Raw genomic sequence first — 24,001 nt, 5'->3', positions numbered from 1 at the left:
TCGGGCACGCGCATGTTGCATTCAGAGGTTCTGCCCGGTACGTCAACGCCTTCCGGGATGCAAGTCTTTCGGAAGCAAGGCCTTCCCGAGAATCAAGAGGATGGGACCCCCTCCGCTATGACAATTTCGACCTCCATCAGCGCGAAGGCGCGGCTGACACGTGGCTGGCGCGGCATGCGCGCCGTACTCGCGGTCGCGGCCCTCTGCGTCACGCTGGGCGCCTGTGCCGAGCAATTCCAGAAGGGCTACATCCTGCCCCCCGGCGCGCTGGAGCAGATCCCGATCGGCGCCAGCCAGGATCAGGTGCTGATCGTGATGGGCACGCCCTCCACCGTCGCCACGCTATCGGGCGAAGTGTTCTATTACATCTCGCAGCGCGCCGAACGCGCCGTCGCGTTCATGCCGCAGAAGGTCACCGACCAGCGCGTCATCGCGATCTATTTCGACAAGAACCGCAAGGTCATCCGGCTCGCCAATTACGGCCTGCAGGACGGCAAGATCTTCGACTTCATCAGCCGCACCACGCCGACCTCCGGTCAGGAAATGAGCTACCTCACGCCGCTGTTCAAGCTGATCAGTTTCCGCTAGGCGGAACTATCAAATCGCTGAATTGCAAAAGCCCCGCAGCACACGCTGCGGGGCTTTTCTTTACGCTGTGGCTAACGTCGGCTTGCCCGCCACCATCTGCCTCACTACGATTTCAGCAAGATCAAAAACCAAAACGACACCATCGAGGGAAGAAGCTATGACCAATCTGGTTACCCGTCGCCGTGTACTCACCGGCGCCGCCGCGATCACCAGCGCCGCGATCCTGCCGCGCGCGAGTCTCGGCGCCGGCGAATGGAAGCCCACCGAAACCGTCCGCGTCATCGTGCCCGCCGCAGCCGGCGGCTCCACCGACGTGATGGGCCGCATGCTGGCCGCGCATCTGCAGCCGGTCTGGGGCCAGTCGGTTGTGGTGGAAAACCGCTCGGGCGGCGGCGGCACCATCGGCACCGCCGAAGTCGCGCGTCTCAAGGGCGATGGCCACACCATCCTGGTCGGCAATCCCGGCCCCAACGCCATCGCCTACAGCATCTTCAAGAACCTGACCTACAAGAGCGATCAGTTGCAGGCGGTCTCCAACATGATCAAGATTCCAAACATCGTCTGCGCGCATCCGAGCGTGCCGATCAAGACGATCCCGGAGCTCATCGCCTATATCAAGGCCAATCCGGACAAGCTGAACTATGGCTCGTCGGGCGTCGGCCAGAGCCCGCATCTCACCGGCGCATGGTGGCTGCAGCTCACCGGACTGAAGATGCAGCACGTGCCGTTCCGCGGTGCAGGCCCTGCGCTGCAGGCGGCCCTCGCTGGCGACATCCAGATCCTGTTCGACAATCTCTATCCGTCGCTGCCCCAGGTGCTCGACGGCAAGCTCACCGGCCTTGCCGTCACCACGCAGCAGCGCAACGCGCAGGCGCCGAACGTGCCGGCGATGCGCGAGACCGCGCCCGAGCTGGAGAAGTTCGATGTCGCGTCCTGGTTCGGCGTGTTCTATCCGAAGAGCACACCGACCGAAGCCGTGACCGCGCTCAATGAGCAGATCAAGGTTCTGCTCGGCACCGACGCGACCAAGAAGACCATCGCAGCCATGGGCGCCGTGTCGGACTACGGCACACCTCAGCAATTCCAGACCTTCGTCGAGGCCGAGACGGCCAAGTTCAAGACCATCATCGACAAGGAAGGCCTGCAGATGGAGGTGAAGTGAGGCGCGCCTTACCAAACACTCTGTCATGGCCGGGCCTGACCCGGCCATCCACCTTTATCCAGAGTCGTTCATCAAAGATGGATGCCCGGGTCAAGCCCGGGCATGACGAGTTTTAGCTGCTAGCGCCGTTACTTCTCTTCTTCCATGGCAAAGGCGACGTCGCCATTAGCCGAGAGCCGCACCTTGTCGCCCTCGACCTCGGCGACCAGACCGCCATCGATAAAGTGATGGTGACCCTTGTGGCTGCCCTCGCCGCTATCCTTCTTGGTCAGCTTGATGCGATTGCCCTCGACCTTGTCGACAGTGCCGACGTGCACGCCGTCCGCGCCGATGACTTCCATATGTTCTTTGATCTTGCTGAGCGCGCTCATGTCGTATCCTCTTATGTGGGGAATACTGAACGTGCGGCTGGGCAATAGGTTCAATCGCGATCCGGTGAGATCGGCGTCCCGATCATGCGCCCTTGTTCATCTTCTTGATCTTGGCGTCCTGTGCCTCGATCGCCAGTGTCAATTCCATGATGGCCTTAGACAAAAGCTCGGTGGCCTCCTTCTGGTCCTGCGACTTGGCGGCGCGCAGCGCGTAGTTCTTGGCGGATGACAGCGACATTTGACGGTCCTCGTGATGATCCCGAGGGCGAATTAGCCGAAGGCGTCATTCGCTGCAATCGGGTCCAAATGGAGAGATTACGCAGCAGTCAACGGCGCCCTGCGTTTGTGATGATGACCGCGAAAATCTCATCGGCGGATGCCGGCGGCGTGACGCCGAAGGTCTCGTCGAGAACCTGCTGCAACTCCGCAGCGCTGCCGAGCACGCGTTCAGACACCGGTTCGCCGTCACGTCCCTCGGTCGTCAGGTGGCGATTGACCAGTTTATGACGCCGGCCGTTGCTGACGCGCTCCATCACCAGCGTCGAGGTGAAGGGCACGAAGGGACTGGTCGATGTGTACCAGTTGCCGAGCTCGTAATCCGACGGCAGTTGCGGCGCGAGGTCAAACACATACATCGTCCGCCAGCCGTCCGCCCGCTTCGCGCTCAGCGACAACAGGCCATCTGCTTCGATCAGCCGATAGGTCCCCATCGCCGTTTGCTGCTCGGTCCCCGCGAGGAGCCGCAGGGGTGCATCGAGTACGCAGGCGCCAAAGCCGGTATCGGCGAGATAGGGTCCGTCCGGAAGATCGACCTTCAGGAGCATGTGCGTCCTGGGGCCAAGCGGACTGTCCGGCGGCGCATTCCAGCGCACGCGGGCGCCGAGGCCAGTGACCTTGAAGCCGATCGTCTCGAGCGCGGCCCGCAGCATCGCGTTCAGCTCATAGCAATAGCCACCGCGTCGGCCATCGATGAGTTTCTGCTGCAATGACGCCATGTCCAGTTTGACCGGCAGATGGAGAAACGGATTGAGACCCTCGAACGGCAGCGCATTGATGTGAGCGACATGAATGGCCGTCAGTGTCGCCAGATCCGGCGCAACCGGCCCGTCAAAGCCGATCCGCGCGAGATAGCGATCCAGCCGAAAAACATCCGTCATCATTTCTGCCTCTTCATCATCTCGCCACTGACATAGCCCATCCGACGGCAGCGGGCGACAACGTACCGCCTAAGCTGTCATTCCGGGGCAAACTAATTGGTTTGCCTGAGGGCGCACGAAAGCGGCGGAGCCGCTGTAGTGCGAACCCGGAATCCCGACGTGTTTGGCACGATCGGAGACTCGCGATGTCGAGATTCCGGGTTCGCGATACGCCGCCTGCGGCGCCTCCCCGCGCCCCTGAATGACGAGCGTGGAGCTGGAAGACGTCAAACATTTTTTCCTATCTCTCGTTGACAACATCCCTAACTTGATTATATTCCCCTTCGTCCTGCCCCACCGAGAGGGGCGATCGCGATCGTCACGTTCGCGGGGTGGGATGCGGTGGACGCCGGAGATGCGGCGTCACGCGGTTCATGGGGGACGTCTGTCTTCGGGCAGGACGGATCTGCGCCAGCACTGCCACTGGCAAGGAGACGGCCGACCCTGGGTGGAAAGACTCCCTGGACAGTGTGACGGACGACCAAATCGAAACGCGTCCGGCTTAAGTGCTTGAGGCTACCCTGTCCCTCCGCCCTGGGACACTAATTTTGGTGATGGGGCCGTTCGCCAAGGCAGATGTGCAGGCAACCGAAAAAACACCGCAGGCGGAACGCCGGGCACTTGCTCGGCGCCTCCGAAAGTCCTGATGCACTCACAATTGCGGAAGACCGCATTCGCATCAGGCCCAAGGGTGCAACGGGCACCCGGCGTTCCGCACGCCCTCTCACAGGGGGCGGGAATGCAAGCAACGACGGCGCCCCCGCGCCGCAAACAATGGGGGCGATGACGCATGTCTGAAGGGTAGTGGCTGTTTGACAGTTGAATCTACGATGGCGCTCTGGCGCTAAAGAATCCCTCCCCCTTGCGGGGAGGGTCGGCCGATAGGCCGGGGTGGGGGTGCCACGAGCAACGTCCTCACGTGGGGCACCCCACCCGTCACGTTTGTTCGCTCCGCTCTCAAACGCGCCACCCTCCCCGCTCGCTACGCTCGGGGGAGGGAAAAGGAAGAGCGCCGCTGCTCTACAACATCAAGCCGCCACGACCTCGCGCGGCTGAGTGATCGCGATATGCTGGCAATGCGCCACGGGTGTCGTGCCATTGGCCACGATGATCGCATCGAGCTCGACGAACCGATGCCCCTTCTTCTCATAATTGGCGGTCACCTTCGCCCGCGCGATCAACTCGTCATCGGTATTCGCGGTCGCCAACAACTGCATCCTGCTGCCGACGTGAATCCACGGCCCGAGCAGCGCATTGTCCACCAGCACCTTGTTCATGATCCGCTGCAGCACGCCGGGATGCACGATGCCCTCGCGCAGATACCGATCGTCGGCCTCGCGCACCTCACCCAGATATTCGGCAAGTCCATCCTCCGGCCAGACCCGCGGCGCGGTGCCGAGCCACTTGTCGAGCGCGTAGGAATTGGCATCCACCGGCAGCCGCTTCGACACAGCCGCCGTATCCGGGAATTTATCCAGCGACGGCACCACCGGGAAGGCCGTCAGCGATGCGGTCCCGGCCGCACGAATCTCGCCGCCGCCCTCAACGCTCAGCGCGAGCCCCTCGCCGGCTTCCTCGGCGATCACCTCGACCGTCTCGCCGTCATAGACCGGCTTGGTGAAACGGGCCTCGATCAGGCCACGCTCCAGAAAGTCCCGTCCCCAGTGCTGCACCGGCGGATGGATCATATAGGCCAGCACGTCGACGCCAGGCACCAATCCACCGCTGAAACCGAATTTCCGGGCGACAGAATCGTCATGCATCTTGTTTTCGGACTGTTTGGCGGTGTTAAACGCCTCAACACGGTACGGTTCGAGCCGTTTGGTCATGATTCCTCCCGAAAACTGCGCGAAATTGAGTGTTCGCCTTGGCAGGAGATGATACCCGTCACCATGTTCGAGGCAAGGCGACGGGCGGGGAACTGTCCCGCGTCAGCGCCACATCGCCCACCCGCAAATGACTGCCTTTTCGTGGAACTTGTGCTCCCTTGACCACACGCATCTATATCGACGCCGACGCCTGCCCGGTCAAAGACGAGATTTACCGCGTCGCCGCCCGCTTCAGCCTGCCCGTCAGCGTGGTCGCCGGAAACTTCATCCGGGTGCCTGACGATCCCCTGATCGAGCGGATTGCCGCAGGGTCGGGCATGGATGCGGCCGACGACTGGATTGCGGAACGCGCCCAGAAGGGCGATATCGTGATCACGGCCGACGTTCCGCTGGCCAGCCGCTGCGTCAAGGCGGGCGCCGCGGTAATTGCCCCTAATGGCAAGCCGTTCACAGAACAATCCATCGGGATGACGCTCGCGGTACGCAACCTGATGACCGATCTGCGGTCATCGGGCGAAATCACCGGTGGTCCCAAATCATTCGCGCCGCGCGATCGCTCGGCGTTCCTGTCGGCCTTGGATCAAACCATCCGCCGCATCCAGCGCGACCCGGCCTTTGCGCCCGCGCCGAAACAAAGTTGAACTGATCTCATGGCTCCTCCGCTTATCCAGCTGAAAGACATCTTCCTGACCTTCGGCGGCACGCCGCTGCTCAACGGCGTCGAACTGTCGGTGTCGCAAGGCGAACGCGTCTGTCTGATCGGCCGCAACGGCTCCGGCAAGTCGACGCTGCTGAAGATCGTGGCCGGGATCGTCGAAAACGACAAAGGCAGCCGCTTCGTGCAGCCCGGTGCCACCGTGCAGTATCTGCCGCAGGAGCCGGACTTCTCCGGCTATGCGACGACGCTCGCTTATGTCGAGGCCGGCATGGGCGACGGCCACAACATCTATCAGGCGCAATATCTGCTCGAACAGCTCGGGCTCACCGGCCACGAGGATCCGAACAATCTGTCCGGCGGTGAAGCGCGCCGCACGGCGCTGGCCCGCGTGCTGGCGCCCGAGCCTGACATCCTGTTGCTCGACGAGCCCACCAACCATCTCGATCTCACGACGATCGAGTGGCTGGAAGGCGAACTGGCCAGCCGGCGCTGCGCGCTGGTGCTGATCAGCCATGACCGCCGCTTCCTGACCAATCTCTCGCGTGCCACCGCCTGGCTCGATCGCGGCCAGATCCGCCAGATCGATCGCGGCTTCTCGGCCTTCGAACAATGGCGCGATGACGTGCTCGCCGAAGAAGAGCGCGACCAGCACAAGCTCGACCGCAAGATCGTCAATGAAGAACACTGGCTGCGCCACGGCGTCTCCGGCCGCCGCAAGCGCAACGTCAAGCGCCTCGCCGGCCTGCATGAACTGCGCGCACAGCGCCAGGACTATCGCGGCGCCGCGGGCAACGCGACACTCGCCGCTGCCGAGGCGGAAAAGTCCGGCAAGCTGATCTTCGAAGCGAAGAACATCTGCCGCACTTATGGTGACCGCAAGATCGTCGACGACTTCTCGATCCGCGTGCAGCGTGGCGATCGCATTGGTGTGGTCGGTCCGAACGGTGCGGGCAAGACCACGATGATCAACATGCTCACCGGCACCGAGCCGCCGGATTCGGGCACCATCCGCTTCGGTGCCAATATCGAGATGGCGACGCTGGACCAGCATCGCGAAAGCCTCAACCCGAAGACCACGCTGGCCGAAGCGCTCACCGGCGGCCGCGGCGACCATGTGATGGTCAATGGCACGCCCAAGCATGTGGTCAGCTACATGAAGGACTTCCTGTTCTCGCAGGAGCAGATGCGCACCCCGCTCGAAGTGCTGTCCGGCGGTGAACGCGGCCGCCTGATGCTGGCGCGGGCGCTGGCCAAACCATCGAATGTGCTGGTGCTGGACGAACCGACCAACGACCTCGATCTCGAAACCCTCGACGTGCTCGAGGACATGCTCGGCGACTACGAAGGCACCGTGATCCTGATCAGCCATGACCGCGACTTCCTCGATCGCGTCGTCACCTCGGTGATCGTGCCGGAAGGCAACGGCAAGTGGATGGAATATGCCGGCGGCTATACCGACATGCTGGCGCAGCGCGGCGCCGACCTGAAGCGCGAGGCCAAGACCGAAGCCGTGGCTGCCAAGAACAACGGCAGCAAGTCGGACGCGTCGAAGCCCGCGGGCAAGCGCAAGCTGAACTTCAAGGACAAGCACGCGCTGGAAACGCTGCCGAAGGCGATGGACAATCTGCGCTCCGAAATCGCCAAGCAGCAGCGCCATCTCGACGATCCCAACCTCTACAAGAAGGATCGCAAGAAGTTCGACACTGCGACCGCCGCGCTCTCAAAGGCGCAGAAGGAATTGCAGGACTCGGAAGAGCAATGGCTGGAGCTGGAAATGCTCCGCGAAGAAATCGAGAACGCGTAACTGTCAGTCGTCATTGCGAGCGAAGCGAAGCAATCCAGAGGCAACAAGCGAAGACTGGATTGCTTCGTCGCTTCGCTCCTCGCAATGACGGTGGAAATGCCGGAGACGACACAATGACCACCACACTCGCCGCCAAGATCGCCAACGAATACGGCACACCTGCCCTCGTCATCGACATGGATCGCGTCGAGCGCAACATCGCGCGCATCCAGAAGGTCTGCGACGATGCCGGCATTGCCAACCGGCCGCATATCAAGACCCACAAGAGCCCGGTGATCGCGAAGATGCAGATCGCAGCTGGCGCGAAAGGCATCACCTGCCAGAAGCTTGGTGAGGCCGAGATCATGGCCGATGCCGGGATCGACGACATCCTGATCAGCTACAACCTGCTCGGCGACGAGAAGATGGCGCGGCTTGGCATGCTGCAGGCCAAGGCGAATGTCACCGTAGCCGCCGACAATTCCGTTGTCATCGGCGACTTGCCGAAAGCCGCCGCGATTTCGGGCCGGAACGTCAACGTCATGGTCGAATGCGATACCGGCCGCAAGCGCGCCGGCGTCGAGACGCCCGCGGAAGCCATCGCTCTCGCCAAGGAGATCGCGGCCTCGAAAGGCCTCACCTTCGCAGGCTTCATGCTGTACCCAACGGAAACCGGCTGGCCCGACGCACAGAAATTCTACGATGAAGCATTGGCCGGCGTTCACGCACTCGGTCTGGAGCCCACGATCGTCTCGACCGGCGGCACGCCGAACCTCAGGAATGTCGGTTCGCTCAAGGGGGCCACCGAACATCGCTTCGGCACCTATATCTACAACGACCGCATGCAGGTCGCCGCTGGTTCGGCCACCTGGGACGATTGCGCGCTGAATGTCTATTCCACCGTCGTCAGCCGCGCCGGCCCGGAACGCGGCATCCTCGATGCCGGGTCCAAGACGCTGACGCCCGACACCGGCGGCCTGGACGGCTACGGCCTGATCCTCGAACATCCCGAAGCCAAGATCGCGCGCTTCGCCGAAGAACACGGCTTCCTCGATCTCGGCCGCAGCAACACCCGCCCCAATGTCGGCGACGTCGTCCGCATCGTGCCGAACCACGTCTGCGTGGTCGTCAACATGTTCGATGAAGTGGTGATGGTGCGCGGTGACGAGATTATCGGCACGCTGCCGGTGGCCGCGCGTGGGAAGCTGCGCTGACGCGACAGCGCTTACACTCGGGACCCCATCCTGAGGAGGCGCCGCTTGGCGCCGTCTCGAAGGATGGACACACATTCATGGTTCGAGACGCGCGCAAGAGCGCGCTCCTCACCATGAGGTCGGCGTTCTATCGGGGCGAAAAAGCCAGCCACCTCAAAACGCCCTCGCCCGCTGCAGCGCCTGTCGCAAACGACGCCTGCAGTAGGTAACCGCCGGTCGGCGCTTCCCAATCGAGCATCTCGCCGGCGACGAATGTGCCCGGCATACGCTTCAGCATGAAGGCGTCATCGATCTCATCGAACGAGACGCCACCCGCCGTCGAAATAGCGCGGGCGATCGGCGCGACGCCATTGAGCGTCACCGGCACGGCGTTGATCAAGGCAGCCAACTTCTCCGGCGGCAATGACGCCAGTTGAATGCCCTCTGGGACAGCGACTTCCTGCAGCAGCCCAATGGCCACCGGCGACAGATGGATCGCCTTGCGCAGGAAATTGGAGAAAGACTGCTTGCCACGCGATGCTGCCAGCTTCGTGGTCAGCTCCTTCGCATCGAGGTCCGGTCTAAGAGCAACGCGCAGCGTCGCCTTGCCGTCCGCGATGACCGCTTCGCGCAACAGAGACGACAGCGCATAGATGCCACCGCCTTCGATACCGCCACGCGTGACCATCGCCTCGCCGCGCACGCTGTGTGCACCGAACGACAGCGCAACACCCTTCAGCGGCTGACCTTCGAAACGGTCCTTGAAGATCTCCGACCACGCGACCGTAAAACCGGAATTCGCCGGGCGCAGCGGCGCGATGCTCAAGCCCTTCACCGCCAGCACATCCACCCATGCGCCGTCAGAGCCGAGCCGCGGCCAGCTTGCACCGCCGAGTGCGAGCACGACGCTCTTGCAAGCGATCGCCTGCGCATCGCTCGAAGTCTGAAACGTCAAACGCCCCTCGTCGTCCCATCCAGTCCAGCGGTGACGAAAGGCAAACCGCACGCCACTCTCGTCCAGCCGCCGCAGCCACGCCCGCAAAAGCGGCGAGGCCTTGAAGGCCTGCGGAAATACCCGGCCGCTGGAGCCGACAAAGGTCGGCTGCCCCAGCGCCTCGCTCCAGTCGCGTAGCGCGGTCGGCGTGAAAGCCGAGATCGACGGCGCAAGCTGCGCCTCCGCCGCGCCATAGCGTTTGAGGAATTCCGGCAGCGGCTCACTATGAGTGAGATTGAGTCCGCCGCGTCCGGCCATCAGAAACTTGCGACCAGCCGATGGCATCGCGTCATAGACCGTGACGGCAGCGCCGCCACGACTCAGAACCTCGGCCGCCATCAGCCCGGCAGGGCCGGCACCGATCACCGCAACTTGGTTCTTCACAGGCTCAGTCAAGGTCACACGATCCGGCGAAGCCGCCGATCAGGCCTTCACGCCCAAGCGAATGGCAGCCTGCTCGACATACTTCTGGGTCTGATGGAACGCGCCTTCCAGCGCCTTGGCCTTGGACATATCACTAATGTCCGCGAAATGCGCGGCAATCGTATCCGGGCTCCAGTCAGCTTCGGCGAAATTGACACCTTCGCTTTCGAGAATCTTGATGACCGCGAAGGAGCCTGCGCCGGCGCCCATGATGGTCTTGGTCGGTGCATTCTCGCTCAGGAGATACTCGACCGCCGGCGTGATCGCTTCCGGCTTCATCAGTTGCAGCGCCTGCGCTGGCAACAGTTCCTCGGTCATGCGCGTGGCTGCCGTCGGTGACACAATGTTGACGCGGATGTCCGTCTTGCGACCTTCCTCGGCGAGCACATTCATCAGGCCGACCATGCCGGTTTTGGCCGCGCCGTAATTGGCCTGACCGAAATTGCCGTACAGACCCGACGACGAGGTGGTGAGCACAATGCGCCCGTAGTTGCGCGCGCGCATACCTTCCCAAACGGCCTTGCAGCAATAGAAAGTGCCGGTGAGATGCACGTCGAGCACCTTAGCGAAGTCGGCGAGCTCCATCTTTGCGAACGACTTGTCGCGGAGAATGCCGGCATTGGCGCACATCAGGTCGACGCTGCCCCACTCCTTGGTGGCCTTCTCGACCATCGCCTTGACCTGCTCGAAATTGGAGACATCAGCGCCATCGGCCATCGCCGTGCCGCCGGCTGCGCGGATTTCCTCGACCACGGTTTCCGCCGCCGTCAGCGAACCGCCGGTGCCGTCGCGCGCGCCGCCGAAATCGTTGACGACGACCTTGGCGCCGAGCTTCGCAAGGCCCAGCGCATGGGCGCGGCCCAATCCATTGCCGGCGCCGGTGACGATGGCGACGCGGCCGTCAAATCGAATGGTCATTTGGAACTCTCCTCAATTGAAATAGACTAGGCCGAGCCAGTCGGCGACCAGCGCCGGCTTGTCCTCGCCTTCGATTTCGACACTCACGCTGGTGCGCGTGAACAATTCCTTCGGCTTGCGCAACGTCGCCTCGGTCAGCGTGAAGCGGCCGCGGATGCGCGATCCTGCCTTGACTGGCGACACGAAGCGGATCTTGTCGGTGCCGTAATTGACGCCCATGGCGACATCGGCGAGTTGCGGTAGCGCCTCATAGGAAAACACCGAGAGCATCGACATGGTCAGGAAGCCATGAGCGATCGTCGTGCCGAATGGCGTTTCGCGCGCACGCGCGGGATCGACATGGATGAACTGAAAATCCTCCGTCGCCGCGGCGAACGCATCGATGCGCTTCTGGTCCATGACATGCCAGGGCGACACGCCGACTTCCTTGCCTACCATGGCGATATAGGCATCACGTTCAATCATCGCGCTCATTCAGTCTCAGTCCTCAAAATCCAGTTGCGTTGCGGGCGCAGATTCCACAGCGCACACCCTGACGCCAAGCGAAATTGTGCGCTGCAGCCATGCAAAGCGCGACAAATTACCGCTCGCCCTCTTGCGATCCTGCCGCGCGGAGTGCCTGCAATTCGGGGAAATCCTCTTCGCGAAACTCGACGCCGCGCAAGGGATCGCTGCGATCGTCGGCGTGTTCGAGCCGACGCAGATGGACCCTGCGAATCTTGCCCGAAATCGTCTTCGGCAGCTCGGTGACGAACTCGATCCGACGTATACGTTTGAACGGCGCCAGACGCACATGCAGATGCTGATAGATCGACAGCGCCGTCGCCCTGGACGGCGCGGTATCGCCGATCAGCAACACATAGGCCTTGGGGATGGCGAGCCGGATCGGATCGGGGCTCGGCACGATGGCGGCCTCAGCCACGGCATCGTGTTCGAGCAGGATACTCTCCAGCTCGAACGGGCTGATGCGATAGTCCGAGGATTTGAACACATCGTCGGAGCGACCGACGAAAGTAAGATAGCCATCGTCATCGGCAAATACGACGTCGCCGCTGCGATAGATCTCACCGCTTGCACCGCTGACACTACCGTCTTCGGCCTGATAACCCTGCATCAGTCCTGCCGGGCGATCGGCGCCGAGCACGAGACTGACCTCGCCCTCCTTCGCCGGATTGCCATCGGCATCGACAACGCGAACCTTCCAGCCCGGCAGCGGACGGCCCATCGAGCCGACCTTGACGGTCTGGCCCGGCGAATTGCCGGCCAGCGCGGTGGTCTCGGTCTGGCCGTAGCCGTCGCGAATGGTGAAGCCCCAGGCCGCCTTGACCTGATCGATCACTTCCGGATTGAGCGGCTCACCGGCGCCACAGACTTCGCGCAGCGCGACCTTGAAGGTGGCAAGCTTCTCCTGAATGAAGAGCCGCCACACTGTCGGCGGCGCGCACAGTGTCGTCACGCCGCAGCGGCCGATGGTGGCAAGCAGGCCCTTGGCGTCGAAACGCGGCTGATTGACCACGAACACCGTTGCGCCGGCATTCCATGGCGCAAAGAAGCAGCTCCAGGCATGCTTGGCCCAGCCCGGTGAAGAGATGTTGAGATGGACGTCGCCCGGCTGCAGTCCGATCCAAAACATCGTCGAGAGTCCGCCGACGGGATAGCTGCGCTGGCTGTGCCGCACGAGCTTCGGCTTCGCCGTGGTGCCCGAGGTGAAATAGAGCAGCATCGGATCGTCGGCTTTGGTCGAACCACCCGGCGTGAATGTATCGGGGAAATCCGCGGAGCTTTCGAAGGCGAGCCAGCCGTCATGGGGCGACGTGGCGTTGACGACGATCTGACCAATGCCCGCGGTCTTCAGGCTGCCGAACTTGGCCACCTGGTCCTCTGCCGCCACCACAAGCTTGGCACGTCCGCGGTCGAGCCGGTCCTGCAATTCATCCGGGGTCAGCAGCGTGGTTGCAGGAATGATGACGACGCCGAGCTTGATCGCCGCCAGCATGGTCTCCCACAGCGGCACCACATTGCCGAGCAGCAGCAACAGATGATCGCCGCGCTTCAGCCCCTGCGCGCGCAGGAAATTGGCAACCTGATTGGAGCGACGCGACAGCACCTCGAACGACAACTTCGTCTCGCGGCTGGCGGCCGCATCGACGATCCAGAGCGCGGTCCGGTCCTTGCTGACGGGATCATGGGCGAGTTCGGCATCGAACCAGTCGAGCGCCCAGTTGAAGTCGACCGGATCGGGCCAGCGAAAGCCGGCAACGGCGGTGGCGTAGTCGGTGCGGTGTTCGAGGAGGAAGGCGCGGGCCTGCTTGAACGTGGTCATACCGACGCTCCCGCTATTTCGGCATCAGATGCCGCAGATGATGAATGATCCCCGAGAAGTCATCACCGCCGTGACCTTCCTTCTCATAGGTCTCATAGATGCTCTCGGCATGGGCGCCGAGCGGCGTCCTGGCGCCGGCGGCCTTGGCGGCTTCCTGCGACAGCCTGAGATCCTTGAGCATCAGTGCTGCGGCAAAACCCGGCTTGTATTCATTGTTGGCCGGCGATGTCGGCACCGGTCCCGGCACCGGGCAATAGGTGGTCAGCGACCAGCACTGGCCCGACGAGGTCGAGGCCACATCGAACAGCGCCTGATGCGACAGACCGAGCTTCTCGGCGAGCACGAAGGCTTCGCTGACGCCGATCATCGAAATGCCGAGGATCATGTTGTTGCAGATCTTGGCCGCCTGCCCCGCGCCAGCATCGCCGCAATGGACAATCTTCTTGCCCATGGCTTCCAGGACGGGCTTGGCCGACGCGAACGCCTTGGCATCGCCGCCAGCCATGAAGGTCAGCGTCGCGCCCTTGGCGCCGCCAGTGCCACCGGAGACCGGCGCATCGACCGACGGCAGCTTCTGCGCAGCCGCCAGTTCATGCGCCTTGCGTGCGCTTTCCACGTCGATGGTCGAGCAATCGATCATCAGCGCCCCCTTGGCGGCAACGGGAATGACCTCGCTCCAGACCGACACCACGTGTTTGCCGGCCGGCAGCATGGTAATGATGACCTCGGCGCCCTTCACGGCATCGACCGCCTTGTCAGCAATGGTCACGCCATCCGCCCTCGCCTGCGCGCGGGACGCCTCGACGAGATCGAAGCCCGTCACCTTGTGGCCCGCCTTGACCAGGTTGGCGGCCATCGGGCCACCCATATTGCCGAGACCGATGAATGCAATGCTGGTCATGTCCTGCCCTCGTGATCGTTTGTTTGTTTTTAAAGCCTGATGAAAACGGCGAAATCCAACTTTCGTTCAGAACGCTCGACCTTCAGAAGGTCAGCTCAACATCCCGTTTGGCCAGATAGCGCGCGACAATCTCCGGTGTCACGCCCTCGAGCTCCGGTGGCTGCCATTTCGGATTGCGATCCTTGTCGATGATGGCCGCACGCACGCCCTCGACGAAATCGGCGCTATCAAACACCTCCAGCGCCGCGAGATATTCGCGCGACAGACATTCCTCGAGCGACTTCGACGCGCGCGCTAGCCGCAACAGCTTCAGGGTAACCTTGAGCCCCCGCGGTGATTTGTCGGACATGGCCTTGAGCGTCGCCAGCGCGAAATCTGAACCGTCCTGCTCAAGCGCAGCCACGATCTCCTCGACGCTGTCATGGGCGAAAGCGCGATCGATCAGCGCACGCTGCGCCGTGACTGGACCGGTTTGTTCCGGAGCTCCGAACTTCTTGAGTGTCGTCATCACCGACGCGGCATCGGCACCTGCCGACAGCTGTGTCAGCGCCTCGCGCAATGCCGGCCATTTGACGGTGTCGATCAGGACGTCCGCCATATGTGCAGCAAGCGCATCGGCACCATTTGCCGTCAGCCCGGTCAGACCGAAATACGTCCCAAGTTCGCCCGGCGCGCGCGACAACAGCCATGTACCACCGACGTCCGGGAAGAAGCCGAGGCCCACTTCCGGCATCGCCATCCTGGTCTTCTCGGTGACGATGCGGTGGCTGGCATGGCCGGCCAGACCGACGCCGCCGCCCATCACGAAGCCATCCATGTAAGCGACATAGGGTTTCGGAAATTTCGCGATACGCGCGTTGACAATGTACTCCTCGCGCCAAAAGATCTTGCCGAGATCGCCTTTGACCTTGGCGCTCTCATAGAGACCGCGAATGTCGCCACCAGCGCACAGCCCGCGCTCGCCTGCTCCTTCGAGAATGATGAGCGCAATCTTCGGATCGGCCTCAAACATATCGAGCGCCGTCGCGATCTCGCGGGTCATCTCCAGCGTCAGCGCATTCAAAGCCTTCGGTCGGTTCAGCCGGATCACACCGGCCGCACCTTCCCGCGCGACGATGAGGTCGCCTGTCTCCGTTGCCACGTCCGAACTCATCGCGCGCCCTCGATCAACTTGCGCGACACGATCAGCCGCATGATTTCATTGGTGCCTTCGAGGATCTGGTGCACGCGCAAATCGCGCACGATCTTCTCGATGCCGTATTCGGCGAGATAGCCATAGCCGCCATGCAGCTGCAGCGCATCGTTGGCGACCTCGAAACCGATATCAGTGCCGAAGCGCTTGGCCATCGCGCAGAGCATGCCGGCATCGGCATCCTTGCGGTCCAGCGCCGCCGCCGCCCGCCACAGAAACGTGCGCGCGGCTTCCAATTCGGTCGCCATATCGGCGACGCGGAACTGGAGTGCCTGGAATTCGTCGAGTCGCTTGCCGAACGCCTTCCGCTCTTTCATGTAGCTCAACGACTTGTCGAGCGCCGACTGCGCGCCACCAAGCGAACACGCGGCGATGTTGAGACGACCACCGTCGAGGCCGGCCATGGCGATCTTGAAGCCGATGCCTTCGTCACCGAGCCGGTTGGCGATCGGCACGCGGCAATTTTCGAAGATCACCGCGCGTGTCGACTGCGCATTCCAGCCCATCTTGCGTTCGTTGTTGCCGAACGACAGACCGGGCGTGCCGGCCTCCACCACGATGGTCGAGACGCCGCCGGCCCCCTCGCCGCCCGTACGGACCATCACGACGTAGACGTCGGTATCGCCGGCCCCGGAGATGAATTGCTTCTGGCCGTTGAGCACATAGTGGTCGCCGTCGATGACAGCGCGGGTGCGCAGCGCCGCTGCATCCGATCCCGAGCCGGGCTCAGTCAGGCAGTAGCTCGCCAGCAGCTCCATAGTGCAAAGTCGCGGCAGCCACTTCTGGCGCTGCGCTTCGCTGCCATAGGAATCAATCATCCACGACGCCATGTTGTGGATCGAAATGAAGGCCGAGGTGGTCGGACAGCCGGTCGCCAGCGCCTCGAAAATCAGCGCGGCGTCGAAACGCGTCAGCGCGGAGCCGCCGACATCGTCACGGATGTAGATACCGCCCATGCCGAGCTGCGCGGCTTCGCGCATCACCTCTTTGGGGAAATGCTTGTCCTCGTCCCATTTGAGCGCAAAGGGAGCGATCTTTTCCGCAGCGAATTCGCGCGCCATGTCGCGAATAGCGGTCTGTTCCTCATCGAGAGCGAATTGCATCACGCCCTTCTTGTTGATTGTTGATCAGCCGGGAAAATGAAACGGCCCGGTGCACCACCTTTGGGAGCGCCGGGCCGCTTGCGTGTTCTTACTTCATCAACGGGATCGAGAACTCGGCGCCTTCCTTGACACCAGATGGCCAGCGCGCGGTCACCGTCTTGGTCTTGGTGTAGAAGCGGATCGAATCCGGGCCGTGCTGGTTGAGATCGCCGAAGCCGGACTTTTTCCAGCCACCGAAGGTGTAATAGGCGATCGGCACCGGGATCGGCACGTTGATGCCGACCATGCCGACATTGACCTTGGCGGCGAAGTCGCGCGCAGCGTCACCGTCACGGGTGAAGATCGCAACGCCGTTGCCGTAGTCATGATCCGACGGCAGCGCGAGAGCTTCTTCGTAATCGTGGGCCCGCACCACCGACAGCACGGGCCCGAAGATCTCTTCCTTGTAGATGCGCATGTCCTTGGTGACGTTGTCGAACAGACAGCCACCCATATAGAAGCCGTTCTCGTAGCCCTGCATCTTGAAGCCACGGCCATCGACGGCGAGCGTGGCGCCTTCCTTGATGCCGATATCGACGTAGTTCTTGACGCGGTCGACGGCTTCCTTGGTCACCAGCGGACCGAAGTCGGCGGACGGATCCACGGAGGTGCCGATCTTCAGGCTCTCGACGCGCGGGATGAGCTTTTCCATCAGACGGTCGGCGGTGGTCTTGCCAACAGGCACGGCCACCGAGATCGCCATGCAGCGCTCGCCAGCGGAGCCGTAGCCGGCGCCGATCAACGCATCGACGGTCTGGTCCATATCCGCATCGGGCATGATGATGGCGTGGTTCTTCGCGCCGCCGAAGCATTGAGCGCGTTTGCCGGTCGCGGCCGCGCGCTCATAGATGTACTGGGCAATCGGCGACGAGCCGACGAAGCCGACGGCCTTGATGTCTTCGTCGTCGAGGATTGCGTCGACGGCTTCCTTGTCGCCGTTGACGACATTGAGGATGCCCGGCGGCAGGCCGGCTTCGATCATCAGCGCAGCGAGCATCATCGGCACGCCCGGATCGCGCTCGGATGGCTTGAGGATGAAGGCGTTGCCGCAGGCGATTGCCGGACCGAATTTCCACATCGGGATCATCGCCGGGAAGTTGAACGGCGTGATGCCCGCGACGACGCCGAGCGCCTGCCGCATCGAATAGATGTCGATGCCGGGACCTGCGCCTTCGGTGTATTCACCTTTCATCAGATGCGGAATGCCGCAGGCGAATTCGATCACTTCGAGACCGCGCTGAATGTCGCCCTTGGCGTCCGGCACAGTCTTGCCATGCTCACGCGCCAGGCAATCGGCCAGCTTGTCGTAGTCGCGATTGGCGAGTTCGAGGAATTTCATCAGCACGCGGGCGCGGCGCTGTGGATTGGTGTTGCCCCAGGCGACCTGCGCCTCGGCAGCATTGAGAACAGCGGCGCGCATTTCGGCCTTGGAGGCCAGCGCAACCTTGGCCTGAACCTCGCCGGTCATCGGCTCGAAAACGTCGGCGAAACGCCCCGACTTGCCCTCGACCTCACGGCCGCCGATGAAATGTCCGATCGTGCGCATGCGTTTCCTCCCGGGAGCCAAATTTGGCCCGATGTTGATCAGGCTTTATGGCGTTTGGAAAGGCCCTGCACGCGCGGCGGATTTGCGAAATTGCAGGCTCGCTGCCGTTTAGCCCTGTCAGAATGTCACCGCCGCGACAATGTCGCAGGCAGTGCGCCGATTATCAATTCTTGGCGGCTGATACGGCCTTGGTTGCCACCTTCTTCGCAGTCGGCTTTCTAGCCGTGCTCTTGGGAGCCACAGCCTTGGACACAGCAGGGTTGGACGCTGCAGGCTTCGGCGCTGCAGCACGGCCCAGCACCGCCTCGCGGCCAGCGCTCAAAAGCTCTTCGGACAACTCGCCATTGCCGGCGGCGCGGGCGAGCACGATGGTGCCCATCATGGTGGCAAGCGCCGCCATCGCCTGTCTGCGCGCCGACTTGCTCGGTCCGCCACGAAACTGCTCGGACATCATCTCGATCATCTGATCGAGCTTGGTGGCAAACACCTTGCGCGTCTTGGGGCTCTCGCGCGCGATCTCAGCGCCCAGCGCCGGGACGGCGCAGCCATGGCCCGGATTGTCGCGGTGCTGCGGCGACAGGTAAGAATCCACGATCGTGGCCAGGCGCTGATCCGGCGCCGCCTGCCCAGCCAACTGACGCCAGCGATCGGTCGAGCGGTCCATTGCATAGGCGAAGGCTTCGATTACCAATGCCTCGCGCGAATCGAAATGCGCGTAGAAGCCGCCATGGGTCAGACCCGCGTCCTTCATGAGGTCAGCCACGCCGATGCCATGCGCGCCTTTTTCGCGCAGACGCACGGAAGCCTTCTTCACGATCCGCGCATGCGTCTCGAGCTTGTGTTCCTTGGAATAGCGCATCAGCGGTCCATTCAAGACAAATAGATGATGTCGATCATATTACTCGCACCGGTCCACACGCGCAACGCGCACCTGGCCGCAGGCCTTGACAACACCGCAGTTTGACGGGGAATTGATAGGATAAGACCGGCGATCCGCTCCGGCCCAAGGGAATGCCAAGGGACGAGACGATTTCATGCATATGCTCAATCCCCATTGCGGTGTCGAACGTGACCCGCGAGGTATAGTTCGGCTGACGATCTGCAACGCCGGCTCACTCAATATCCTCAATTCAGCCGCAATCAAGGGCGTTCGCGAAGGCATCGAGGTATTGGCCACAGAACGCGCCATTCGCGCGCTTGTCATCGCCGGCCAGAGCGAAAAGAGCATGATTGGCGGTGCCGACATCAAGGAAATGGCGACGCTGGATCAGGCCTCCGCCGAGAAGTTCATTTCCGGCTTGCGCGATCTCTGCGAAGCCGCCCGCGCTTTTCCCGCGCCCGTGATCGCCCGCATCCCGGGCTGGTGCCTCGGCGGCGGCCTCGAATTTGCTGCCGCCTGCGATTTCCGTATCGCTTCGCATGATTCCAAATACGCCATGCCCGAGGTCAGGGTCGGTATTCCCTCGGTGATTCACGCTGCCCTCTTGCCGCGCCTGATCGGTTGGGGCCGTGCGCGCTGGCTGATCATGACCGCCGCCACCATCGATGCACCAACCGCGCTCAATTGGGGTCTGGTCGATGTGGTTGCGGCCGAAGGCGCGCTTGATGCCGAAGTTGAAAAGACGATCGAAGCCATACTCGAGTGTGGACCCGAGGCTATGCGGTCGCAAAAAGCCCTGCTGAAACAGTGGGAAGAGCTGCCGCTGAAGGAATCCGTCAATCTCAGCGTCGGCGTGTTCGGCGAGGCCTATCTGACCGGCGAGCCGCAGCGACTGATGCAGGGTTTCATCAACCGCAAACGCTAGCAGCTCGACCTCACGAGAATTTTGCACAGGCCGGCATTGCGTATCTTGCAGCGCATCATATGATGAGTGTCATCCAAATGACCCGCGCTTGCGCGAAGGAGCCTCCATCATGCCCGCAGCTTCAGATCCGGTCGTCATCGTCTCGGCCACCCGCACTCCGCTCGGCCGCTTCCAGGGCGAACTATCGCCCTTCTCCGGCCACAAGCTCGGCAGCCACGTCATCGGTGCCGCCGTGGCACGCGCGAAACTGACACCCGAGCGCATCGATGAAGTCTTCATGGGCTGCGTGCTTCCCGCCGGCCAGGGTCAGGCGCCCGCCCGCCAGGCCGCCCGAGGTGCCAAGCTGCCGGATGCCACCGGGGCCACGACGATCAACAAGGTCTGCGGCTCCGGCATGAAGGCGACCATGCTTGCCCACGACATCATCCATGCCGGTTCGGCCGAGATCGTCGTCTCCGGCGGCATGGAGAGCATGACCAATGCGCCCTATTTACTGCAGAAGGCACGCGGCGGTTATCGCGTCGGCCATGATCGCATCATCGATCACATGCTGATGGATGGGCTTGAGGATGCCTATGAGGTCGGTCGCTCGATGGGTGACTTCGGAGAAGCCACCGCTGAGGCCTATCAGTTCACGCGTGGAGATCAGGACGCCTATGCAATCGAAACCCTGACCCGCGCGCGAAAGGCGGTGGAGAGCGGCGCCTTCAAGGCCGAGATCACGCCACTGACCATCGTCGAGAAGTCCGGACCGCGCGAGATCGCCAATGATGAACATCCGCTGAAGGTCGATCCCGCCAAGATCCCGAACCTCAAACCAGCCTTCCGTAGCAACGGCACCATCACGCCCGCTGCTTCGTCCGCGAATGCCGATGGCGCTGCTGCCCTGGTGCTCGCCAAGCGTTCCCTCGTGGATCGTGAGGGCCTGCCCGCGCTGGCGGTTATCCATGGCCACGCCACGCACAGCCAGGAACCGCAATGGTTCACGACTGCGCCCATTCCGGCAATCCGCAAACTGCTCGACAAGGTCGGCTGGAGCGTCGGCGATGTTGATCTGTTCGAGATCAATGAGGCCTTCGCCGTGGTGCCAATGGCCGCGCAACGCGACCTTGGCATCCCTCGCGAGAAGCTCAACGTCAACGGCGGCGCCTGCGCGCTGGGCCATCCCATCGGCGCAACGGGCGCGCGGCTGATCGTGACGCTGCTGCACGCGCTGGAAGCCAGAGGCCTGAAACGCGGCGTCGCGGCACTGTGCATCGGCGGCGGCGAAGCCACCGCGGTTGCCATCGAACGCATCGTTCGCTGAACCGCCTTTCCCAGATATGATCGTCGCGGCGATGGTCGTCGCGACGCCTATTCTCGTTGATTGCAGGATTACCGATGATTTCCGGATGGCTCTCGACTGCCCTCGCCCGCCGCAACATTCACTATGGATGGGCGATGATCGCCGTGACCTTCGTGACGGCGCTGGTCAGCGCCGCTGCGGTGGGAGCGCCCGGCGTGTTCATCGTGCCGCTGCAGAAGGAATTCGGCTGGAGCACCGCCGAGATTTCCTCGGCGATGTCGATCCGCTTCGTGTTGTTCGGCCTGATGGCGCCCTTCGCCGCGGCGCTGATGAACCGTTACGGGTTGCGCAACGTCACCCTGATTGCCCTGCTCGTCGTTGCTGCAAGCCTCATATTATCGCTCGGGATGACGCAGGTCTGGCAGCTCATGGCGCTCTGGGGCGTCGCCGTTGGTATTGGCACTGGGATGACGGCGCTGGTGCTCGGCGCCACCGTCGCAGCGCGCTGGTTCAGCGCACGCCGTGGCCTCGTCGTGGGCATCCTTACCGCGAGCGCGGCCACCGGCCAGCTGATCTTCCTGCCGATCCTCGCCAGCATCACCGAGCACAGCAACTGGCGCTGGGCACTGGCGCTCATGTGCGTGATGCTGGCCATAGCCGCACTCGGGGTGCTGCTGGTGATGCGGGACCGTCCCAGCGACATCGGCATTCGCCCCTATGGCGACACCAGCACCGAACCGCTGGCCGCGCCGCCACCGAACACCTCGCCGATCATGGCGGCAGCGCTCGGTGCCCTGCGCGATGCTGCCCAGACCAAGGTGTTCTGGATCCTGTTCGCCACGTTCTTCATCTGCGGCGCCAGCACCAACGGGCTCGTGCAGGTGCACCTGATCCCGATGTGCCTCGACTTCGGCATCCCGCAGATTCAGGCGGCCGGACTGCTTGCAGCCATGGGCGTGTTCGATTTCGTCGGCACCATCGCGTCAGGCTGGCTGTCTGACCGGTATGACAATCGTTACCTGCTGTTCTGGTACTATGGCCTGCGCGGCCTGTCGCTGCTGGCGCTGCCGTTTACCGACTTCTCGTTCTATGGCCTGTCGCTGTTCGCGCTGTTCTACGGCCTGGACTGGATCGCCACCGTGCCGCCCACCGTGCGGCTTACAGCGTCGAAGTTTGGACCTGAACGCGCGGGTCTGGTATTCGGCTGGATCTTCGCCGGCCATCAGTTAGGCGCAGCAACGGCGGCATTCGGCGCTGGCCTGTCGCGCACGGTACTGCTCAGCTATCTGCCTGCCTTTTTCGCGGCAGGTGCGCTATGTATTATTGCAGCGCTGATCGTGCTGGCGATTTCAAAGGACAAGAAGGTCGCGACCGCCTGATCCCCGCGGGATCAGGCTGCTCGCCACTCATATCAGAACGGGAATTCATCATGCGCCGCGTTGTCATTACGGGGATGGGAGCGGTGTCGCCGCTCGGTTGCGGCGTCGAGATCAACTGGTCCCGGTTGCTCGCCGGTCAATCCGGTCTCCGCCTGTTGCCGGAGGCCATGACCGCTGATCTCGCCGCCAAGGTCGGCGGTCAGGTGCCCGACATCGCCAACGATCCGGAAGGCGGTTTCGATCCTGACAAGGCGGCGCCGCGCAAGGACCAGAAGAAGATGGATCGCTTCATCCTGTTTGCGCTGATGGCTGCCGATGAAGCCATCGCGCAAGCCGGCTGGCTGCCGAAGGATGCGCGAGAACGCCAACGCACCGCCACGATCGTCGCCTCCGGCATCGGCGGCTTTCCGGCGATTGCCGACGCGGTCCGCACCACCGACACCAAGGGCATCCGCCGGCTGTCACCGTTCACCGTGCCCTCGTTCCTGGTCAATCTTGCGGCCGGTCATATCTCAATCCGCTACGGCTTCGAAGGTGCACTCGGCGCCCCCGTGACAGCCTGCGCCGCCGGCGTGCAGGCGATCGGCGATGCAGCGCGTCTCATTCGCTCCGGCGAAGCGGATGTCGCCATCGCCGGGGGTGCCGAAGCCTGTATCGACCGTGTCAGCCTCGGCGGCTTCGCCGCCGCTCGCGCGCTCTCCACCGACTTCGTCGCCAATCCGGAGCGCGCCTCGCGCCCGTTCGATCGCGACCGCGACGGCTTTGTCATGGGCGAAGGCGCCGGCGTCGTGGTGCTTGAGGAACTGGATCATGCCTTGGCGCGTGGCGCGAAGCCGATCGCCGAACTGATCGGCTACGGCACGACGTCCGATGCGTTCCATATGACAGCCGGTCGTGAGGACGGCGACGGCGCCAGGCGCGCGATGGATATCGCTCTGGCACAGGCCAACATCACGCCTGCCGATGTCCAGCATCTGAACGCCCATGCCACATCGACGCCGGTCGGCGATCACGGCGAGCTCGAAGCGATCAAGTCGATCTTCGGGACAAACGGCAGCGTCGCTGTGAGTTCAACCAAATCCGCGACGGGCCACCTGCTCGGCGCAGCCGGAGGGCTTGAGGCGGTCTACGCAATCCTCGCGCTGCGTGACCAGATCGCTCCGGCCACGCTCAATCTCGAAAATCCCGATCCGTCTGCCGATGGCATCGATCTGATCCGCGGCAAGGCGCGGCCGATGGCCATTGAGCACGTGCTCTCGAATGGCTTCGGCTTCGGCGGCGTCAATGCCAGCGTGCTGCTGCGGCGAGTATAG

The 24,001-nt window shown here is 63.0% G+C and carries 22 protein-coding genes; 9 read left to right on the top strand and 13 right to left on the bottom strand.

The genetic code is table 11. The features are described 5' to 3' along the window. Positions 1 to 117: 117 nt before the first annotated feature. Positions 118 to 588, top strand: a complete 471-nt coding sequence (locus AB8B20_RS01080; protein ID WP_170849688.1) for an outer membrane protein assembly factor BamE — start codon at positions 118 to 120, stop codon at positions 586 to 588. A gap of 157 nt (positions 589 to 745) precedes the next feature. Beyond that, positions 746 to 1,750, top strand: a complete 1,005-nt coding sequence (locus AB8B20_RS01075; protein WP_093758806.1) for a Bug family tripartite tricarboxylate transporter substrate binding protein — start codon at positions 746 to 748, stop codon at positions 1,748 to 1,750. A 128-nt stretch (positions 1,751 to 1,878) separates the two neighbouring features. On the opposite strand, the gene AB8B20_RS01070 is transcribed toward AB8B20_RS01075, so the two are convergent. The 4 genes from AB8B20_RS01070 to AB8B20_RS01055 all read right to left on the bottom strand — a co-directional run bounded on the left by AB8B20_RS01070 (position 1,879) and on the right by AB8B20_RS01055 (position 5,146). Then, positions 1,879 to 2,121 carry a DUF2171 domain-containing protein gene (locus AB8B20_RS01070; RefSeq protein ID WP_089264607.1) on the bottom strand — a complete coding sequence of 81 codons (243 nt, stop codon included), beginning with the start codon at positions 2,119 to 2,121 and terminating at the stop codon, positions 1,879 to 1,881. 82 nt (positions 2,122 to 2,203) lie between these two features. After that, positions 2,204 to 2,359: a hypothetical protein gene (locus tag AB8B20_RS01065; protein ID WP_165826963.1), complete on the bottom strand. Its 156-nt coding sequence runs from the start codon at positions 2,357 to 2,359 to the stop codon at positions 2,204 to 2,206. 88 nt (positions 2,360 to 2,447) lie between these two features. Further along, on the bottom strand, positions 2,448 to 3,281 hold the full coding sequence (locus AB8B20_RS01060) for an arylamine N-acetyltransferase family protein (RefSeq protein WP_439071386.1): 834 nt from the start codon (positions 3,279 to 3,281) through the stop codon (positions 2,448 to 2,450). 1,064 nt (positions 3,282 to 4,345) lie between these two features. Continuing rightward, entirely contained in the window at positions 4,346 to 5,146 is an 801-nt protein-coding gene (locus AB8B20_RS01055) for a hypothetical protein (protein WP_093758807.1), read from the bottom strand. A 158-nt stretch (positions 5,147 to 5,304) separates the two neighbouring features. On the opposite strand from AB8B20_RS01055, the gene AB8B20_RS01050 reads away from it, so the two are divergent. The 3 genes from AB8B20_RS01050 (at position 5,305) to AB8B20_RS01040 (ending at position 8,801) form a co-directional block, all read left to right on the top strand. Continuing rightward, entirely contained in the window at positions 5,305 to 5,787 is a 483-nt protein-coding gene (locus tag AB8B20_RS01050) for a YaiI/YqxD family protein (RefSeq protein WP_093758808.1), read from the top strand. Between the two features lie 9 nt (positions 5,788 to 5,796). After that, positions 5,797 to 7,608 (top strand): ABC-F family ATP-binding cassette domain-containing protein, encoded by a 1,812-nt coding sequence (locus tag AB8B20_RS01045; protein WP_439071385.1) that lies wholly within the window; start codon positions 5,797 to 5,799, stop codon positions 7,606 to 7,608. A gap of 113 nt (positions 7,609 to 7,721) precedes the next feature. Next, on the top strand, positions 7,722 to 8,801 hold the full coding sequence (locus tag AB8B20_RS01040; protein ID WP_439071384.1) for a D-TA family PLP-dependent enzyme: 1,080 nt from the start codon (positions 7,722 to 7,724) through the stop codon (positions 8,799 to 8,801). Between the two features lie 127 nt (positions 8,802 to 8,928). On the opposite strand, the gene AB8B20_RS01035 is transcribed toward AB8B20_RS01040, so the two are convergent. From AB8B20_RS01035 to AB8B20_RS00995, 9 genes are all read right to left on the bottom strand, one after another. Beyond that, positions 8,929 to 10,170 carry an NAD(P)/FAD-dependent oxidoreductase gene (locus tag AB8B20_RS01035; RefSeq protein ID WP_439071383.1) on the bottom strand — a complete coding sequence of 414 codons (1,242 nt, stop codon included), beginning with the start codon at positions 10,168 to 10,170 and terminating at the stop codon, positions 8,929 to 8,931. 27 nt (positions 10,171 to 10,197) lie between these two features. Beyond that, positions 10,198 to 11,115: an SDR family NAD(P)-dependent oxidoreductase gene (locus AB8B20_RS01030; RefSeq protein WP_439071382.1), complete on the bottom strand. Its 918-nt coding sequence runs from the start codon at positions 11,113 to 11,115 to the stop codon at positions 10,198 to 10,200. Between the two features lie 12 nt (positions 11,116 to 11,127). Further along, positions 11,128 to 11,589 (bottom strand): MaoC family dehydratase, encoded by a 462-nt coding sequence (locus AB8B20_RS01025; protein ID WP_439071381.1) that lies wholly within the window; start codon positions 11,587 to 11,589, stop codon positions 11,128 to 11,130. A gap of 106 nt (positions 11,590 to 11,695) precedes the next feature. Beyond that, entirely contained in the window at positions 11,696 to 13,438 is a 1,743-nt protein-coding gene (locus AB8B20_RS01020; protein ID WP_439071380.1) for an AMP-binding protein, read from the bottom strand. Between the two features lie 13 nt (positions 13,439 to 13,451). Beyond that, on the bottom strand, positions 13,452 to 14,339 hold the full coding sequence (gene mmsB / locus AB8B20_RS01015; RefSeq protein ID WP_089267276.1) for a 3-hydroxyisobutyrate dehydrogenase: 888 nt from the start codon (positions 14,337 to 14,339) through the stop codon (positions 13,452 to 13,454). Positions 14,340 to 14,421: 82 nt separating this feature from the next. After that, entirely contained in the window at positions 14,422 to 15,492 is a 1,071-nt protein-coding gene (locus AB8B20_RS01010; protein ID WP_439071379.1) for an enoyl-CoA hydratase/isomerase family protein, read from the bottom strand. Further along, positions 15,489 to 16,634 (bottom strand): isobutyryl-CoA dehydrogenase, encoded by a 1,146-nt coding sequence (locus AB8B20_RS01005; RefSeq protein ID WP_439071378.1) that lies wholly within the window; start codon positions 16,632 to 16,634, stop codon positions 15,489 to 15,491. Before AB8B20_RS01005 ends, AB8B20_RS01010 begins: the two co-directional genes overlap by 4 nt. A gap of 88 nt (positions 16,635 to 16,722) precedes the next feature. Continuing rightward, positions 16,723 to 18,219 (bottom strand): CoA-acylating methylmalonate-semialdehyde dehydrogenase, encoded by a 1,497-nt coding sequence (locus AB8B20_RS01000; RefSeq protein ID WP_068730703.1) that lies wholly within the window; start codon positions 18,217 to 18,219, stop codon positions 16,723 to 16,725. 163 nt (positions 18,220 to 18,382) lie between these two features. After that, the gene (locus tag AB8B20_RS00995; protein WP_439071377.1) at positions 18,383 to 19,078 is read right to left on the bottom strand and encodes a TetR family transcriptional regulator; all 696 of its coding nucleotides are present in this window, start codon (positions 19,076 to 19,078) and stop codon (positions 18,383 to 18,385) included. Positions 19,079 to 19,253: 175 nt separating this feature from the next. On the opposite strand from AB8B20_RS00995, the gene AB8B20_RS00990 reads away from it, so the two are divergent. From AB8B20_RS00990 to fabF, 4 genes are all read left to right on the top strand, one after another. After that, on the top strand, positions 19,254 to 20,024 hold the full coding sequence (locus tag AB8B20_RS00990) for an enoyl-CoA hydratase (RefSeq protein ID WP_089267272.1): 771 nt from the start codon (positions 19,254 to 19,256) through the stop codon (positions 20,022 to 20,024). Positions 20,025 to 20,133: 109 nt separating this feature from the next. Further along, positions 20,134 to 21,330 (top strand): acetyl-CoA C-acyltransferase, encoded by a 1,197-nt coding sequence (locus AB8B20_RS00985; RefSeq protein ID WP_439071376.1) that lies wholly within the window; start codon positions 20,134 to 20,136, stop codon positions 21,328 to 21,330. Between the two features lie 74 nt (positions 21,331 to 21,404). Continuing rightward, positions 21,405 to 22,688 carry an MFS transporter gene (locus AB8B20_RS00980; protein ID WP_439058180.1) on the top strand — a complete coding sequence of 428 codons (1,284 nt, stop codon included), beginning with the start codon at positions 21,405 to 21,407 and terminating at the stop codon, positions 22,686 to 22,688. A 50-nt stretch (positions 22,689 to 22,738) separates the two neighbouring features. After that, positions 22,739 to 24,001 (top strand): beta-ketoacyl-ACP synthase II, encoded by a 1,263-nt coding sequence (gene fabF, locus AB8B20_RS00975; protein ID WP_439071375.1) that lies wholly within the window; start codon positions 22,739 to 22,741, stop codon positions 23,999 to 24,001.

The organism is Tardiphaga sp. 866_E4_N1_4 (genome assembly GCF_052076075.1).
GTDB lineage: Bacteria > Pseudomonadota > Alphaproteobacteria > Rhizobiales > Xanthobacteraceae > Tardiphaga > Tardiphaga robiniae.
Note: the sequence above shows the minus strand (reverse complement) of the source record. Positions and strands in the feature narration are given on the sequence as shown.